16 protein-coding genes and 1 pseudogene are annotated in these 16,074 nt (G+C 47.4%); 8 read left to right on the plus strand and 9 right to left on the minus strand.

The genetic code is table 11. The features are described 5' to 3' along the window. The first annotated feature begins 143 nt into the window (after positions 1-143). Positions 144-389, plus strand: a complete 246-nt coding sequence (locus tag LRP49_RS07375) for a hypothetical protein (RefSeq protein WP_274141307.1) — start codon at positions 144-146, stop codon at positions 387-389. Between the two features lie 61 nt (positions 390-450). Here the strand turns inward: LRP49_RS07375 and LRP49_RS07380 are convergent, their stop codons facing one another. The 9 genes from LRP49_RS07380 to LRP49_RS07420 form a co-directional block, all read right to left on the minus strand. Beyond that, the gene (locus LRP49_RS07380) at positions 451-849 is read right to left on the minus strand and encodes a GFA family protein (protein WP_274141308.1); all 399 of its coding nucleotides are present in this window, start codon (positions 847-849) and stop codon (positions 451-453) included. A 155-nt stretch (positions 850-1,004) separates the two neighbouring features. Next, the gene (locus tag LRP49_RS07385) at positions 1,005-1,553 is read right to left on the minus strand and encodes a hypothetical protein (RefSeq protein ID WP_274141309.1); all 549 of its coding nucleotides are present in this window, start codon (positions 1,551-1,553) and stop codon (positions 1,005-1,007) included. A gap of 214 nt (positions 1,554-1,767) precedes the next feature. Continuing rightward, entirely contained in the window at positions 1,768-2,952 is a 1,185-nt protein-coding gene (locus tag LRP49_RS07390) for a tetratricopeptide repeat protein (protein ID WP_274141310.1), read from the minus strand. Then, positions 2,952-3,644, minus strand: a complete 693-nt coding sequence (locus tag LRP49_RS07395; RefSeq protein ID WP_274141311.1) for an energy transducer TonB — start codon at positions 3,642-3,644, stop codon at positions 2,952-2,954. The genes LRP49_RS07390 and LRP49_RS07395 overlap by 1 nt, the downstream gene beginning before the upstream one ends. Next, positions 3,644-4,048, minus strand: a complete 405-nt coding sequence (locus tag LRP49_RS07400; RefSeq protein WP_274141313.1) for an ExbD/TolR family protein — start codon at positions 4,046-4,048, stop codon at positions 3,644-3,646. The genes LRP49_RS07395 and LRP49_RS07400 overlap by 1 nt, the downstream gene beginning before the upstream one ends. Next, the gene (locus LRP49_RS07405) at positions 4,045-4,596 is read right to left on the minus strand and encodes a MotA/TolQ/ExbB proton channel family protein (protein ID WP_274141314.1); all 552 of its coding nucleotides are present in this window, start codon (positions 4,594-4,596) and stop codon (positions 4,045-4,047) included. Before LRP49_RS07405 ends, LRP49_RS07400 begins: the two co-directional genes overlap by 4 nt. After that, on the minus strand, positions 4,593-5,939 hold the full coding sequence (locus tag LRP49_RS07410) for a MotA/TolQ/ExbB proton channel family protein (protein WP_274141315.1): 1,347 nt from the start codon (positions 5,937-5,939) through the stop codon (positions 4,593-4,595). The genes LRP49_RS07405 and LRP49_RS07410 overlap by 4 nt, the downstream gene beginning before the upstream one ends. Continuing rightward, positions 5,939-6,676: a DUF3450 domain-containing protein gene (locus LRP49_RS07415; protein WP_420791530.1), complete on the minus strand. Its 738-nt coding sequence runs from the start codon at positions 6,674-6,676 to the stop codon at positions 5,939-5,941. The genes LRP49_RS07410 and LRP49_RS07415 overlap by 1 nt, the downstream gene beginning before the upstream one ends. Positions 6,677-6,944: 268 nt before the next feature. Then, positions 6,945-7,304, minus strand: a complete 360-nt coding sequence (locus LRP49_RS07420; RefSeq protein ID WP_274141317.1) for a DNA-binding response regulator — start codon at positions 7,302-7,304, stop codon at positions 6,945-6,947. Positions 7,305-7,560: 256 nt separating this feature from the next. Here LRP49_RS07420 and LRP49_RS07425 point away from each other — a divergent pair, with 256 nt between their 5' ends. From LRP49_RS07425 to LRP49_RS07455, 7 genes and pseudogenes are all read left to right on the plus strand, one after another. Further along, the gene (locus tag LRP49_RS07425) at positions 7,561-7,887 is read left to right on the plus strand and encodes a hypothetical protein (RefSeq protein ID WP_274141319.1); all 327 of its coding nucleotides are present in this window, start codon (positions 7,561-7,563) and stop codon (positions 7,885-7,887) included. Between the two features lie 161 nt (positions 7,888-8,048). Continuing rightward, positions 8,049-8,261, plus strand: a pseudogene (locus LRP49_RS07430) (VF530 family protein); the annotation flags it as partial. 144 nt (positions 8,262-8,405) lie between these two features. Further along, positions 8,406-9,275, plus strand: coding sequence for a sterol desaturase family protein (locus LRP49_RS07435; protein ID WP_274141320.1), 870 nt, complete (start codon positions 8,406-8,408; stop codon positions 9,273-9,275). A 221-nt stretch (positions 9,276-9,496) separates the two neighbouring features. After that, positions 9,497-10,771, plus strand: a complete 1,275-nt coding sequence (locus LRP49_RS07440) for an amino acid deaminase (RefSeq protein WP_274141321.1) — start codon at positions 9,497-9,499, stop codon at positions 10,769-10,771. A gap of 168 nt (positions 10,772-10,939) precedes the next feature. Next, on the plus strand, positions 10,940-12,253 hold the full coding sequence (locus LRP49_RS07445) for a molybdopterin-dependent oxidoreductase (protein ID WP_274141322.1): 1,314 nt from the start codon (positions 10,940-10,942) through the stop codon (positions 12,251-12,253). 4 nt (positions 12,254-12,257) lie between these two features. Next, entirely contained in the window at positions 12,258-12,914 is a 657-nt protein-coding gene (locus LRP49_RS07450; protein WP_274141323.1) for a c-type cytochrome, read from the plus strand. A gap of 259 nt (positions 12,915-13,173) precedes the next feature. Next, positions 13,174-15,912, plus strand: a complete 2,739-nt coding sequence (locus LRP49_RS07455) for an alkaline phosphatase family protein (protein WP_420791531.1) — start codon at positions 13,174-13,176, stop codon at positions 15,910-15,912. The last annotated feature ends 162 nt before the right edge of the window (positions 15,913-16,074 follow it).

A 16,074-nucleotide genomic window follows, 5' to 3' on the forward strand; every position in this document is an offset into this window, starting at 1 on the left:
CTGCCCTTTACCCCTTTTGATTACCTATCACTAGGGGATTTTTTCATCTTTTCTGACACGCGCTTTAGTCAAATTCAATTTTTGACGTATGGCATTCCACTGCCTACCTTGTAATACACGTGTTACAAAAAGGAGAAAGCAACATGAAAGGTTCACATAATAATATCAATTACTTAGTCAACGTCAGCAAGCGCGAAGATCTGGGCGGCTACTCTGCCTCGTTTTCTTTTTCTAAATCTAGTTTAGAGACAGAAGACACCACCAAAGCCTATGAGCTTATGAACTCAGACAAGTCCCTTTCAATATTCAAAAGTCAGGAAGATGCAGAAAATGCAGCGCAGAATTGCGTTCGTGTATGTATTGATGACGGCTTTGTAAAGTACGACTAGCCTGCAATCAATAGGGCAGCTCTTCCCCTGCCCTTTAAAGCACATTGTTATTTAAAACAACTTATCGATTTGGGTGCCATTCTTCGTACGAAGGCATCTCATGATCATCACTTAACCATGGCACTTTATGAGACGTCCAAATTCGTTGTGCGGGCACCGCCAATGGGTCTTCATCAAGCGTTGCTACACGTAGAATGATAAAAGGCGCGCCTTCTCGAATAGCAATAAGCTGACTGCCACATTGTGAGCAAAAATAACGTTTTTTGCCCGGAGAAGATTCGTAGTAAGAAAGCTTCTCTTCTCCTGTTACCCACTCAAAATCATCTGCTAAGACCCCAGCCGCTACCGCAAAAGCACTGGAGTGCGCTTTTTGGCACGTCTTGCAGGAACAATTCATAATCGGCGTACTGAGTTTCTTTGCCGTGTACTCAATGGCTCCACACAAACAACTTCCTTTCATAATTCATCCTTGTTTTTATTATTTACCGCGTCACTGTAACGCGTATTTTTCGCCAATAATCACTTACAGCTATTTTCATTCAATATATTGAATTTTACGCATAAAAAAAGCGGCACTCTTGACGTGTGCCGCTTTTTTCATCAATTAAATAATTTTTAAACCGCTTCGGCTGTTTCTTCCGTTTGCGATTTATCAAAGAACAGCTTGAAAGTCATGATACCAATAACCAGAGCTTTAATGATCATCATCTGAGGGTTGCCGTAGTACGCTGCCATGCCGACAAAGCCCGAGAACAACATTAGCTTGCGGTAATTCGTCAGCGTCGTCATGTACAACGCCAGCAGGATAATACCCAAATCCGCGAATTGCAGCGCGACCGACAGTGTCGGCTCAGCAATGAATGCGGTAACCGCAACATACGCGATATAGGAAATACCACCCGCCATGATGGCACCAAGACCTAGGATTACCGCTTTAGGTGCGTTGGTAAAATCTTTGGCATAGCGATAGGTGTTAAGTGATGCCACTGAAAGATTCAGAATCACCTTTGGCCACCACCCCATCAGGAACGCCCAAATAGTATCGTTAGCAGCCGAACCAAACGCGGCAAAGCGCGTGAATTTCATGGTATTGAAAATGGTGATGCCGATGTAAAAAGCAACGGATGTCCATCCAAGGATTTCTGTGATGAAGTCTAACGTCATTCAGGGTTCTTCTCTATCAAAGGCGCAGCGTTGCGCCAAACTGGGGTTTTCCTTAACAGGCCTTTGCAGATGGCCGAGGTGTTCGGCTCGTCACGAATAGTTTTGCGAATAAAAACGAGCCAGAGCCGGATAATACGGTTTAAGTGATGGCAATATCAATAACAAAAATGCGGACAATTGTTACAATCGGGCATGCCCCTTAAGCAACAACGCTCTACTGGCTGGAACGTTTGTTCGTAAGGTATTGAATCCACGATTCAGTTGACGCTGAAGGCGCAAATTCCATCGCCCTTTTGGCATGCAGTAATGCGGTATCAAAATCACCCAATTTTTCGTATGCCCTGACACGGGCTATTTCGACATCTCCCCTACGTTTGGGATCAGAGATTGCATCCAATGTCTTTAAGGCATCCACATACTGCCCTTGTTGAATTTCGAGTTGAGCGACAATCCAATGATACGTTGCGTCTTGATGTGCTGCGCGTTTCCACGCTGCAATGGCATCATCCCACTCTTTAGCTTGTTGCCAGTATGACGCCTCCATCACCAATGTGGTCTTATCCGATGCCGTCTGGTTAAGATCACGGAGCAAAGCCGCTGCTTTCTCTGGCACTCCCGCATTGGCATAGAGTTGTGCCAATAGTTTTTCTTCAGACTCTGTAAGCGAGATTCCCTTTCGCTGCGCTAACACCAGCGTATTAAGCATGCCATCTTGATCATCCAGCTTTTGATAGCTGCTAACCCGTTGTAACCACCATGCTTTGTTGGCTGGCTCCATCGCAATCAAGCTTTTTGACGTAGAGAGCGATGACTTCCACTTCTGCAGCTTAAGTTCTGCGCCCAGTTTTAACGAGAGTGCGCCTACCGTTGGCTTGGCAAGCTTTAAGTGGGCAGAAATAGCATCCAATGCCTTTCTGTTCCCGTTTTGTTGATAATTTGCCTGAGCAATTCGCAGCCAAATTTGCGCCAAATCTGACGAAGCTATCTCCTTTTCGTTGGTGAGAGAATAATACAAAGACAACGCGTTACTGTATTGCTCACGTGTCATATAGAGATCGGCAAGCATACGCATCGCTGCATGCTGAGCGTCAGGTTCAAGTGCATTAAGCGACACCGATGTCTGCAATGTGGTTATTGCCTTAATCGGTTGATTGTTATGCCAATACATGACACCCAGCATGCGGTTTATGTACGCCTTGTCATAATCTGTTGGCATTTTCGCAGAAGAAAGAGCGGCAATTGCTTTCTCCCACTCTTCATTGTCTTGATAGTCAAACGCTTTTATCGCACTGCGCGCGGTTGTTGGGGAAAGCTGTGCTGAAAATGCCCCAGGTGAGACAAATAAGCACGCACAAATCAGCAGTGATAAAAAAGGAGTTAACGCGAAGGAATTCTTCATCATTTGGCCAAGGTGAATTCGTATTTAAAGGTTTGCCCGGGTTGTGCTTGCGCTACACCATTGACGACCTTTGGCTGATATCGAAACTTTTTAAGTGCTCTTATCGCGCTGCGTTCGAACATGCGCTTGTGCGAGGTTTCAATTACTTCTATGTCTATCGGGCGGCCCGTCGCATCAATCGTAAACGACATAATGACATACCCTTCAATGCCTCGGCGCAACGCTTTTGGCGGGTATACCGCTTCGACACGAGAGATAGGAACAGCACTCTGATTGCCTGCAATTTCCACGGGACCAACCTCAGCAACAGGCGACGGTTTCGCGACAGGCACATCGGCGATTTGCGGTGCGGAAATATTGATCCCGTTGACACTGAGATCCAGTGATATGTCTGGGAGATCCAGTGATATGTCTGGGATGTCCATTTCTAAAGGTTCTGATGCAGACGCAGATACCTGTGGCGAGACAGCCTGCATCGCCGCGGGTTCTTTCGGTGGCTCCGGTTTAGGTGGTGGCGTTCTGTCTTTTCGAGCGGTTTCCATTTCAGGTTCTGAAAACACAAGATTAAACGCCAGTGATTGTGACCGAGAATGATTGGAAAGATCGGTCGGACCGACCATGGTTGCCATCAGAAAAAACAGAGCGACAACCGTGATAACGGCCAATGGCAAAGCAAACAACCATCGCAGCATTATTTTTGCTCCGCCGCCAGAGCAATACTTTCAATGCCTGCACTCTTCGCAGCATCGATAACCGCCACGACACTGCCGTTGTATGCATGCTCATCCGCTTGAATGACCAACGAAGCGTCAGGCTGTTCCGATTTAAATCGCTCTAAGGTCGCTTCAACTCGCTCTTTATCTACTTTTCGCTTATCGATATAAATATCGTTCGTTGCGGTTATAGCAACATAAATGCTCACGGTTTTTTGCGGCGACGCATTTGCAGCGGAAGGTCGATTCACTTCGACACCTGACTCTCTGACAAAAGAACTGGTGACGATAAAGAAAATGAGCATGATAAAAACAATGTCTAGCATCGACGTTAAATCGATTTGAGCATCTTCACGCACTTTTTGATGACGTTGAAATCTCATCCACGAATCCTCATCGCTTTCGCCAATGCCGCTTCGCATCGTTCACATGTTTTGGTGATTCTCGCATGCGCAAACAAGCCGGTTAGCGCGATTACCATACCCGCAAGCGTTGGCAGCGTGGCCATAGAAATACCTGCAGCCATCGCACGTGGTTCGTTTGACCCTGCAGTCGCCATGACATCAAACACTGAGATCATACCGGTTACTGTTCCCATTAACCCTAACATTGGGCAAATGGCCACCAGCCCTTTAATGAAATTGAGATTACTAAACAATTGCAGGTGCGCTTCAAAAAGCCAGCCATCACGCAATGCCTTCGATGCCCAGGAAGCATGATCTTTTCGTGCTTCCCAGCGAGATACCCAGACTTTTTTTGCTTTGGGATAGGTAAAGAAAAGGTATAGCACACGTTCGATAACTAGAATCCAGCTCAGTGCAGCAACGACAAGGAGCACCCAAAGCACAGGGCCACCTTGCGTCATAAATGCATCGAGTGATGGAAGCCAAATGAGAGGCTGATTGGCATCCAAATACGTTATGTCTATCATGCTACGCTCTTTCTGACTTTCACGGAGTCTGCCTTTTCAGATTGCTCAGCAACCAAGCTGACGCCAACTTTCTCCAGAATGCCTCTCATTGTGTCAGCTTGTGTGCTTAATAGGTTGTGGGCAAGTAACAGTGGCATTGCGGTGATCAAGCCCATTACCGTGGTCACCAGAGCCATCGAAATACCACCCGCCATTACCGTTGGGTCGCCATTGCCGTACTGAGTGATGACTTGGAATGTTTCAATCATCCCCGTTACCGTACCGAGCAGACCTAGCATAGGTGCGAGTGCGGCAAGCAGTTTGAGCATCGAAAGACCTTTCTCAAAGCCTTGCTGCTCATCCAATATGGTTTCCATCAATCTCAGTTCCAGCGTGTCTAAGGTTCTATCTGGCTCCGAATGGTAAACGTTCAATACTCGCCCAAGTGGGTTTTCTCCTGGCTGTTCAGGGCGTTTCATTTGGTTCGACATCGAGATGCGCGTTTTAACCAAAATCAGCCCCCGCACCAGTGCGATACCGAGACCAATAATCAAAATGGCCGTGATAACCTTACCCACAATGCCGCCTTGTTCAAAACGGTCTTTCAGGGTTGGCGTCAACGACAATTGATCAAGTAATACACCAAACGTTGGATCAAAAAGCACAAAATCACCGACTTTCGCTTTCTCTATCGTAGCGAGGTTCACCCCGTCTTCTGGCATCGTTGAAAACTGTGTTGCTTGCTGGTTTGCCGAATGCCACGCGAGATAGCCCGCCTCGTTAACCAGCGCAATATTACCCAATCGCACGGCGGGTGTTTCACTTAACACCCCTTGTGCATTTCGCGTATTCACCGTTATTTCGGCGATTTCCCCGCTTTTTGCCAGTTCATTTTCAATACCTGTCCATAACGAGGTTAATGTCGCTAATGACGGTAACGCTTTGGCGTTTTCAATCTTTTCGATTGCATCATTTAACGCGGCATCATCAATGGTGGCTGGCCTGTTTTCACGAGCAAGGCTCAGTTCTTTGGTTGCCTGTCGAACAACACCAAACACTTCACCCAAACTTCCCGTTTCCAAACGAAGGTTCTCTTCGAGGGCTGACAGTTTTTGTTCATTGTCAGTGAACGTTTCACTGAGTGTGGTGGTTTCAGTTTCCAAACGCTGCTGCTGTGCTTTCAGTGCATCAAGCTTGGCTTGCAGTGCTTGCTCGTCTGCAACAAAGCCCGATTCGCGCACAACATTATGCTGCTGAGCCACTTGCTGCGCACGCAGTGTTTCTTTAGTCAGGTCATCGGAAATAGCCAATGGCGAGAAAAGCGAGGTGACTAACAAAAGGGGCGCGATTTGAAGGCCTTTCATTATTCGGCCTCCAGCGAAAAAGTTGTAGAGAGCGGAAGTCTCAAAAGCTCGGGGGTAACGCGCTCATTAGCCACCATGAACGCCTTTTCCAAAGGTTCATATTGTGCAGGATTGACGGGTGCCCATTTCGATGCGTTTCTGTCATAGAACCAGAAACCATTCCCATCAATACTTCGCGCAACCAAAGATACGCGGCCTAAATGAAGCACATCCACTACGCGAGGTCCTTCCCCAAAATCTAACGTATCTTGGTACAAACCAAGGTTTGCACCGTAGTCCACTTCAATTTGGTAAGCTTCTAGAATTTGACGAATTTTCTCCGCATCACTCACGTCAGCCCGCCCCATTAAGGCATGTAATCCATCAAGACGCGCTTGGCGAATGGTGTCTTTTAACGGGATATCTTGAGAAACCCAATCATCAAGCCCCTCCAACATGCGATACATCAAGGGCACTAATCCCGCTCGCGTTTGGTCAATGTCGCTTAACTGTTGTTCTAAACTGCTCGCTTCGTTGTTTTGATCATCAACCAATCGTTGTAGGTGATTACGATAAACCGTCAGGTTTTCGACCTCTGCTTCTAATTGCGAGATTTCCGCTTTTAGCTGTTGAGCATCATTGTCGCTTTGATTGATTCGAAGCTGGGATTCCGCACCCGCTTTGGTCGTGCGACTCTCGATAGCAGCTGCCTTATCGATGCTGGTGCCTTGTGCGACAAGGGGAAGACCGATGAGCATGGCTGTACCCATCGCTTTGATGACGTTTTTCAAGTTACAAGTCTCTAAAGCTATTCGCATTTACAGTGTAAAAAATAAGCAGCCAAACAATTGCTGCCTTTCCTAAAGTAAGTGCCCAAGCAAAGTAAAAGACACATTCAAGCACCGCTCAAATGCATTCTTAGCGTGGGTATATCATATCAAATTGAAGAGGATGGCGTTCCTTACTTCACATCAAACATTTGTTGAAAGCGACACAAAGAAGTTTTCAAACTCACACACAAGACTCTCATGCATTGTTAGCGAGTGCCGTTTTTGCTTCAAGCCAAAGCCTCTCCCTTGGGATCGTGTCGCTGATCAAGCAATCGACTCGCATACCTAGAGATGCCATTTCACTGTGCGTTTCTCTATCAGGCAACAGGACCATCAAGGGCAATACGGGGACTGTTTTCAGTCGTTCGACATCCAACAAGCATATTTTTGCGTCGTCGTATGCCATCACCAGCAAATCAAACGATGTCTGGTGTATAGCTAATAACGCTTGCTCAATATGCAGTACCCGTGTGACTTTGCATCCCTGTTCCACAAACGCGCTTTTAACCCATCCACAAGGCGAAAGCATCTGCTCTATCAGTAAGACTTCGCACATAGTTTATACATCCAATTGATATTGATTCTCATTCTACATGCATTGAAGCACACTGTCTTTGCCTGTACTGAGCAACTGGAATTTTTGTGATGCAGTAAGAATAATTCTCGGCCTTAATGACTAAGTGGTCAAAAACATGACTCATTTCTAGATAATCGTTAGTGTTCGCTTTATTACTTGCAAAATTTAAGCCCAGAAGAGTAGACTCCGTTCCTCGGAATTAAGACAGAATCTCAAGTTGTGGATGTTGAACGATATGTCGAAAAATAGAACCGTTATTTTCGCTTCTGCTGTGTTGCTAGCTGCAATGATTGCACTGACACTTTCTTCAATTACTTACTCAAGCAAAATTTATACTATCCAGATCCAAAAACAGCATGAAAAGCTGCTTAAAGATCCTGAAGATGCGAAAGTTTCTGACCTAATCGGTCTTGCCGATATCTGTGAAGATGTGCGATTCACTGGCACATTGTCATTCCACATGAGTGACGAAGAAACATTTAGCATTCAACGTGCTTGCGAAGACATTAAAACCCGTTTGCGTATGAACCAGTTTACAGAACAAAGCCTTTCTATGCGTTAACGGCAAATGTTAGAAGAGTGAATACCGAAAAGGGAGCGTAACGCTCCCTTTTTCTTTGGTTCAATATTGTCACCATCCCCCTAAATAAGTCCGATTCAGGTTGCTTGGGTATACGCCTTGTGGCACAGTCGCCCTGAAATTCCTCATTACTGAGCTGTATTATGAACGATCAACCAAACAATCCACTTCATGGCGTGAAACTTGAACAAATTATCAACGAGTTGGTGGATCATTACGGCTGGGAACACCTTGCTAAAGAAGTAGCGATCAATTGTTTTCGTAGTGACCCTTCTGTCAAATCCAGCCTAAAGTTTCTGCGTAAGACACCTTGGGCCAGGGAAAAAGTCGAGTTGCTATACGTCGACACCTTCAGTGGCAATGCGGCCCCGCAACCAAAGGGCAACCCTTGGGAAGCTGCAATGAAAAAGCTAAACAACGACTAGCCCATCAGCTACCTTCACGTTGTTCACACTCATCGGATGAGATATATTGATTAAAACTCATCCTTTGGGGTTGCCATGGATTCAGGTCAGGAAGCACTTACTCTGCTTCTTCTCGCTCCGCTCTTTTTCATTTGTATGGTGATTGAATACCGCATTCTGAAAAAGCGAGGTTACAGCGACTACTCGCTTAAAGAAGTGGTCTGCAATTTTAGTTTGGCGGGCCTTCACCAAGCCGCAGATCTCATCGCCACCCTCTTATTGATGCCCTTTTTCCTCTGGCTTTATCAATTCAGGCTGCTTGATTTTAGCCTGACACCAGTAACCCTCATCGTCCTCTTCATCCTTCAAGACTTTTTTTATTACTGGTTCCACCGCGCATCGCACCATATTCATTGGCTCTGGGCGTCACATATTGCCCATCACAGCTCAGAGAAGATGAACTTCACTACAGCATTTAGACAAAGCCTGACTTACCCTCTCTCCGGTATGTGGCTTTTCTGGACGCCACTCATGGTAATCGGCTTTCCTCCTTCCGCCGTTGTGCTTATCGTCGCCCTCAACTTGGGTTTTCAATTTTTCGTTCATACACGCATCGTGAAAAAGTTGGGTTGGCTCGAAAACATCTTTAACACGCCTTCGCATCATCGTGTACATCACGCCCGTAACCCCGAGTACATCGACAAAAATTTTGCTGGTGTTCTCATTATTTGGGACAAATGGTTTGGGACCTTTGTGGAAGAGAAACCAAGTCTTGTCATTGATTACGGCATTCCTAAACAGGTAAACAGTTGGAACCCCTTTGTGACCACATTCCATCAATGGCGAACAATGCTAACTTTGGCACTGTCGACGAAACCAACACCTTTTCACATCAGGCTTCGCTATTTATTCGGGTCACCAAAGTTTGCTGACAATGCGGAAAAACGCGGTACGACTATAAAATAGATTGGCCATCCCCACACGATGACCGATTTATGTTGTTCATCGCTAAACCTACTTTGCCTCTATCACTGCACTCTGTGCCTTCTCCCTTCATTGGGTCACGGTGTAGGCTGATGGAGATCGGAAACCTGACACGTTCCTCTAGCACGACCAGTTTCATGTACTTACACTCAGAACACACTTGCTCAAATCATCACCAACAAAGGATGTTAGGAGAAAATCGAATGAGTGAAGGGAAGCAACACGCAGATAATCACGATTCTGTCTTGGTCGACGGAGATTGGCCTATCGGCACCAAAGGAGTGTGGATCACCCCGAAAGATACTGGCCGCTATCACCTAATACACGATGAGATCAGCTTACCTGCCGCGGTTATCTTAGAAAACGCCCTCAACAATAACGCTGACTGGATGCAACGCTTCGCAACCGTGCACAGTGTTGAACTGTGTCCACACGGCAAAACGACAATGACACCCGCCCTGTTCCAAAAGCAGCTGGAAGAAGGTGCGTGGGGGATCACGGTGGCCACCCCGCCTCAGGCAGATGTGGCAGCAAAAGCCGGTGCTGAAAACATCATCATGGCGAATCAACTCGTTGGCCGCGCGAACATGTCGGCCGTTTCACACTTGTTGAATCGAACATCAGTCAGCTTTTATTGCAGCGTTGACAATCACGTTAACGTCAAACAACTCTCTGATTTCTTCGCGCCTCTGGGACAAAAAATCAATGTGCTTATTGAGCTGGGCGTTGATGGTGGCAGGTGCGGCATTCGCAACCTCTCTGACGCACAAGCTTTAGCCTCATATATTCGTGGGCTTCCCGGTGTTGCTCTTGCAGGGGTCGAAGTTTACGAAGGCGTAATTCACGGCGAGAATGACGAGCAACAAGTATCAGCGTTTATCCGTCAATCTGCCGAGTTTTGCCGCTTGCTTAAAGACATGGATGTCATCGAGAGCCAGCACCCTGTACTGACAGGAGCAGGGTCTGCGTGGTATGACGTCGTGTCAGATATTTTCCAACAATACGACGATTTACTGGCAATAATCCGTCCAGGTTGTTACCTCACTCATGACACGGGGATCTATCAAACTGCTCAGGAAAAGGTGATGCAACGCGCCCAAAACGGTAAAAAAGTCGCCACCAACCTCGGCGGTGATTTGCAGAATGCGTTAGAAGTCTGGGCCTATGTCGTGTCGTTACCTGAAGCAGGAAAAGCCGTCGTCGGATTGGGCAAACGTGATGCTGCCTATGATGCAGGTTTGCCTGTGGTCGAACGCGGCTTTCGCGCCGGAAAACCCTTCGATATAGCAGGGCTGGAAGCCACTGCCATCATGGATCAACATCTGTTCATTAACGTTCCTGATAACATCACACTCGAGGTGGGTGACATACTCGCGTTCTCCACTTCCCATCCGTGTTTAACCTTTGACAAGTGGCGGTATATTGCACTCGCCGATGACGAATTTGTCGTCGAAAAGTGGATGCCAACGCAGTTTTAATTCTCCGGCCTATCGTGCCCTCCGTTCAAAGGGCACGCTTTCTGATCCCACTACCTTACCGATGCTTCAGTTTTAAACATTATCATCGAAGAGAAATGTTTCCTTTGTTCTGCGCACTACGCTTTTTCTGGAAGCACACAATGTTGGCAAGGAAAAGGGAATATCATTATGACAAAAGACAAAAAAGAATCGGGCCAAGGTATCTATGAGATTTACCAATCTCAACCGGAATCCGCGGACGAACAGGTGTTTGGGCGAAAGAGTTATTCAGACAGACGCGGTTTTTTAAAAGGCGCGGGGTTAGCGACCATGGCTGCGGTTCTAGGAGGAGCCATTCCATTTCACCGCAACATGCCAGCAGGAATGATTCCTGCCGCCTTTGCTGAAGGGCTCGACGATGTTGTTATTGAAGGAAAAGATGGCCTAACTGTACTCAATGACCGACCTGTAAACGCAGAGACCCCACCACATTTGCTCAACGATGATATTACGCCAACAACACGTCACTTCATTCGTAACAATGGTATTCCGCCCACAGACGTTTCACCTGAAGCGTGGACACTGACGATTGATGGACTTGTTGATCAACCCATGACACTCACCATCGATGATTTAAAAAATAACTTCGATGTCGTTGAGCAACAGCTCGTTGTGGAATGTGGCGGCAACGGAAGGGCATTCTTTGAACCGAAGGCGAAAGGAAACCAATGGACATACGGAGCAGTCGCCTGCTCAAATTGGACAGGTGTCCGCTTAGCTGACGTATTAAAAGCCGCAGGCGTTCAAGAAGGTGCTGTCTATACCGCGCATTATGGCGCGGACAAGCACCTCTCTGGAAAGGAAGGCAAACTCGCCATTTCCCGCGGTCTACCCATAGCAAAAGCGATGGGCACCGAAAACCTGATTGCCTTTGCGCAAAATGGCGAGCCTTTACACCCTATGAATGGCGCGCCGCTTCGTTTGGTTGTCCCCGGCTGGCCCGGTTCATGTTCTCAAAAATGGCTGACACGTATTCAAGTGCGCGATCAGGTGCATGATGGGCCGAAGATGACCGGAAAGGCCTACCGTGTGCCGAATCATCCCGTAGCCCCGGGTGAAAAAGTGGCAAAGGAAGACTTCGTTATTATCGAACGCATGCCTGTCAAATCACTCATCACCTCGCCACAAACTAATTCGCAAATTGATGGCAATGAAGTCGCCATTAAAGGGCATGCGTGGTCTGGGGACCGAAATGTCGACAAGGTGCAAATATCGTCTGACTTTGGTGCGACCTGGATGGATGCCGAACTATCAGCACCAGCCAATGAAGGCGCGTGGCAAACATTTACTGCAAAAGTGACGTTCCCCCAACCGGGCTATTACGAAGTGTGGGCTAAAGTCACCGATGATCAGGGGGTCAGCCAACCTTTTGCGATCGCATGGAATCCAAAAGGTTACCTCAACAATACCTTCCACCGTGTCGCGCTGGTTGTGAAGGGATAAACCAATGATAAAAACAATGTTGATTGAGCGGATTGTTCCGCTCTCTTTTACCGTAGTACTGGCAACCCTTCCTGCGCATGCCAATGAAGCACTGATAGCTGCGGGGGAGCAACAAGCCCTTGTTTGCAAAGCTTGCCATCAAATTGAAGAAGGTGGCGTGACGGTAGTCGGCCCGCCGTTATGGGGCTTAGCAGAGCGAAATATCGCAGGCTTTGATGGCTATCCTTACAGTGAAGCACTGAAAAAACATACAGGCAGTTGGGACGCGTCATCCCTTGATGCTTTCCTTGCCGCACCGTCCGAGTTTTCACCCGGCACCAACATGGTATTCCCCGGCGTTAAAGACCCTGGCGCGCGCGCTGCGATCATCGCATGGCTAGCGACGAAAAACCCAACCCCTCCAGATTGGGTAACAGCCAGTTCCGGCACAGAGATCAAATCTGTCGGCGACGGAATATTAACGCCTGATGACAACATGACCTTGGTCGCCGCCGCCTGTTCGTCATGCCATTCACTTCACCTCGTCGTTCAACAGGGGCTAAGCAAAGACAGTTGGGATGAAACGTTAGAATGGATGGTCGATGAACAGGGAATGGATCCTCTACCTGCAGAGGAACACGAGAAAGTCCTGATTTATCTGGCTAAGCACTATGGAGAATAAGAAACAGAGAGAGGGAGAGAACGCACAATTCCACCCTACTTTCCTTTTCTCTTTTTCACGCTCTTGTAAGCTTGCTTCACTCGCCAATTACACGTAATCGATTTTCATGACCAAAATATCGACCATTCAGCGCGCGCTTGCGCTAACCGTCCCTTTGGCTCTTGCACCTGCTGCGGGTGCAAATGACATAAGCAGTACTCCTCTTATCGGTGCGGTATATAACACCAGCCAACTTGCGTTTTCGCACCTTTTCAAGTCGATGGAATTTAGTGCCGTCACAACACGAGACGCTGCTCTTTTTACCGTAGGAGGAGTGTCCTTAGATGCTCTCATCGTGACACTGCCGCTTGATGTCGATGTGAAAGCGAGAGTGATTGCCCAATTATCTAACCCCGTTTATTCCATTCAGCTTGGTCACCTGCTTTACAATTTTTACGACAAGTACACGGGCGATATCGTCAATGAAGACATATTTAGAGGCTATTTACTGAAGACCTTTTCAGAGTCCGAATTAAAAAATTGGCAACATACTCTCTTTACACTTGAACAAGTGAATATTGAGCCGGATGAAAATGCTGATACACATGCCGCGATAGTAAACCGACAGTTTATTGCCATGCTTGTCACCCTCTATGACGCCTTATTTGGCAAAGACAAACTGCTGCATGGCTCGGATTTGCCCGATCAATATACATACCTTACAGACAGCCCGGCTGACAAAGAAACCGTAGCTACTGTGCAAGGAATCTTGCTCCAACTCCTTCGCCAATACAGTGACAGTCTTGAAGAGGGCGATATCAAATCTGCCATTTTACGTGTTATTGACGATGGCAGACCTGAGAATCAAGAAAAAGAAAACAACCAAGCGCAAGCGATTACGATAAGCCTTATCGACTTTGTCCGTCTCAATGTCCTCAAGGGTTACCGCCAGTTCCTGCTAGACAAAGCAAAATCTGAAGCCGTCAGCGACTGGCTGACGACAACGTTAAAAGACGACCCCAATTCGGTGCTTGAGTACCTGAGCTATCAAAACTCGCGCCCTATGGCAGTGCAAATTGTGGTAGACGGCCTGCAGCAAAGCTTAATGCAAGGCCTAGTCAGCACTGCTCCCTCACCCTTTCTTCAGCAAGTCAAAATTGATGAGTTGAGTTCAGAAAGCTTTGCGCCGTCTAACAACGAAACGACATCTACGGATGTTATGCCTGATAACCGATTCCTTTATCAAATAGCGGATGAACCCTTTAATGACCCCCGCTATCTGCCTTTTTTCAGGCAGCTTTATGAAAGCGACCGAAATGGTGTTGTCGCGTTCGGGGTATCCACTACGCCAACGATCAGTGTTCGTAATCTTCCCATCGTGAAGACTGGAGCAAACGTCGCCGGAGAAGGCGGCACGGGTATTCCAAACTTCCATTTTGTAGATCGCAAACAAGACCGTGCTTATTACTTCTTTGGTAATGACGCATTGCAACTCGACCCCTTGTTTGATGGGAATGGTGCCAAAACACAGTTTGAACGCCTGATCCCTATGGTCACGTTAAACTGCAATGCCCAATACGACTGGTATGCGCAATCAAGTTACGACCCGCTGTTAAACCTTGGTTTGGGCGAGGCCATCCGTGATTTTGGTGAGCAACGTTGTCTGAACGATCTCGAGCGACGCGGGAAAGAAGAGGTTTTGCTCAGAAAAGAGCGACAACAAATCATCCAAGATATCCAAGGTTATCTGGATATTTCAGTTTGGCAGCCTGTCACGCGCTACACCAAGCGACTCGCTGTAGAAGACCAGCTCAAACGCTATGCCGAAAAATCGCAAAAAGGTCTGCCTGATTTCGTTCTGGCTTATAACCCATGGGCTGATCACTTTGCGCACTTCACGGGTCCATTTGCTGACGAAATCCTTGCACCAACGGGTGAGCTGAACCGATTAGATTATTGGCTTGGGCGCATGGAGTCAGTCTACAAAGAGGCGGGCGTTTACGATCAGGTGCTTTGGGGAATGGCTGGCGATCATGGTTTAACGCCTGTTCACTTTATTGTGAGCCCTGAAAAGGCCGTTTTCGAAGGCATGAGAGATGACTATGGTATCACGCCTGTTATTCGGAAAATCTCGTCTGATGAAGGCGAAGGCCCAAAGATCACCCATGCTTTCCGTTATCCGAGTAATCGAGGGGTCGACATTATTGTTGCGTCGACGGCGGGCGGAAACTACATGATGGATATGTTTAACTCAACCCGAGGCTGGGCAACACAACCTCTCTTTCACGAGCTTACGTTTTGGAAGCCTTTGTCATCGGCAGCCGATGCGCCAGCGATAGACATCGTCCATGAAACCGTCACGCGCTTAGGAGATAGCCTAGATTACCTTGCCGTACGTGAAAATGATTGCAGTGTTGAACGATGCACCCTGCGTTTGGTCGGTGAGCGAGGCGGAAAACGGGTTGATGAGTTTATTGAACGGGTCGGGACAAATACACGTTACTTCGCCAAGAATAAGGTTACGCCGGTTCTGCTCGACCTTTATGAGCAGAACCCGTATGCCGCGCAGCAATCAGAGCAACTGAAAGCGGAAAAAACCTCGCTTCTTCAGAAGTGCGTGGAAAATGCTAACGCAACGCTTCCCAACACGTGGTGCAGTGAGGATGAATGGCGACAATTAACGCGCCTCACACCGCGACCAGACAGTATCAATCAGTTAGCACATTTGTATGACGAGGACAGAGCAGGGAGTATCAATCTATTCCCAGCACAAGGCATTGGTTACAACACCAAAGTGCCGGGGCGCCATGCAGGTGAGCATTTCCATGAAAAAGATGCATTCATTGGCTTTTGGGGCATTCCTGTTGACGCACCTACGCGAATAACTACCGCAGTCAACGGCTCACTATCTCCAACTATCTACGAATACCTTACAGGGAACACAGTCACTGCCGGCCTTGATGGATGGGGCTTCCCATCTTTGCTCAATCAACTTAACGAACAAAACGTCGACCAATAATCCGCAATAAGCCTCTCTGAGTGCCCATGCCCAGAGAGGTTACTTTTTCATCGCCGCGTAAGCCAATTTGTAAATCTGCCATTACAACCGCTCTCAATCTGTAACTTGCTTGCCGCATTACAATCTTGCGCTTAACGCCTTATTATGTGATGTTGATCCAAA

The organism is Enterovibrio qingdaonensis (assembly GCF_028683135.1).
GTDB lineage: Bacteria > Pseudomonadota > Gammaproteobacteria > Enterobacterales > Vibrionaceae > Enterovibrio > Enterovibrio qingdaonensis.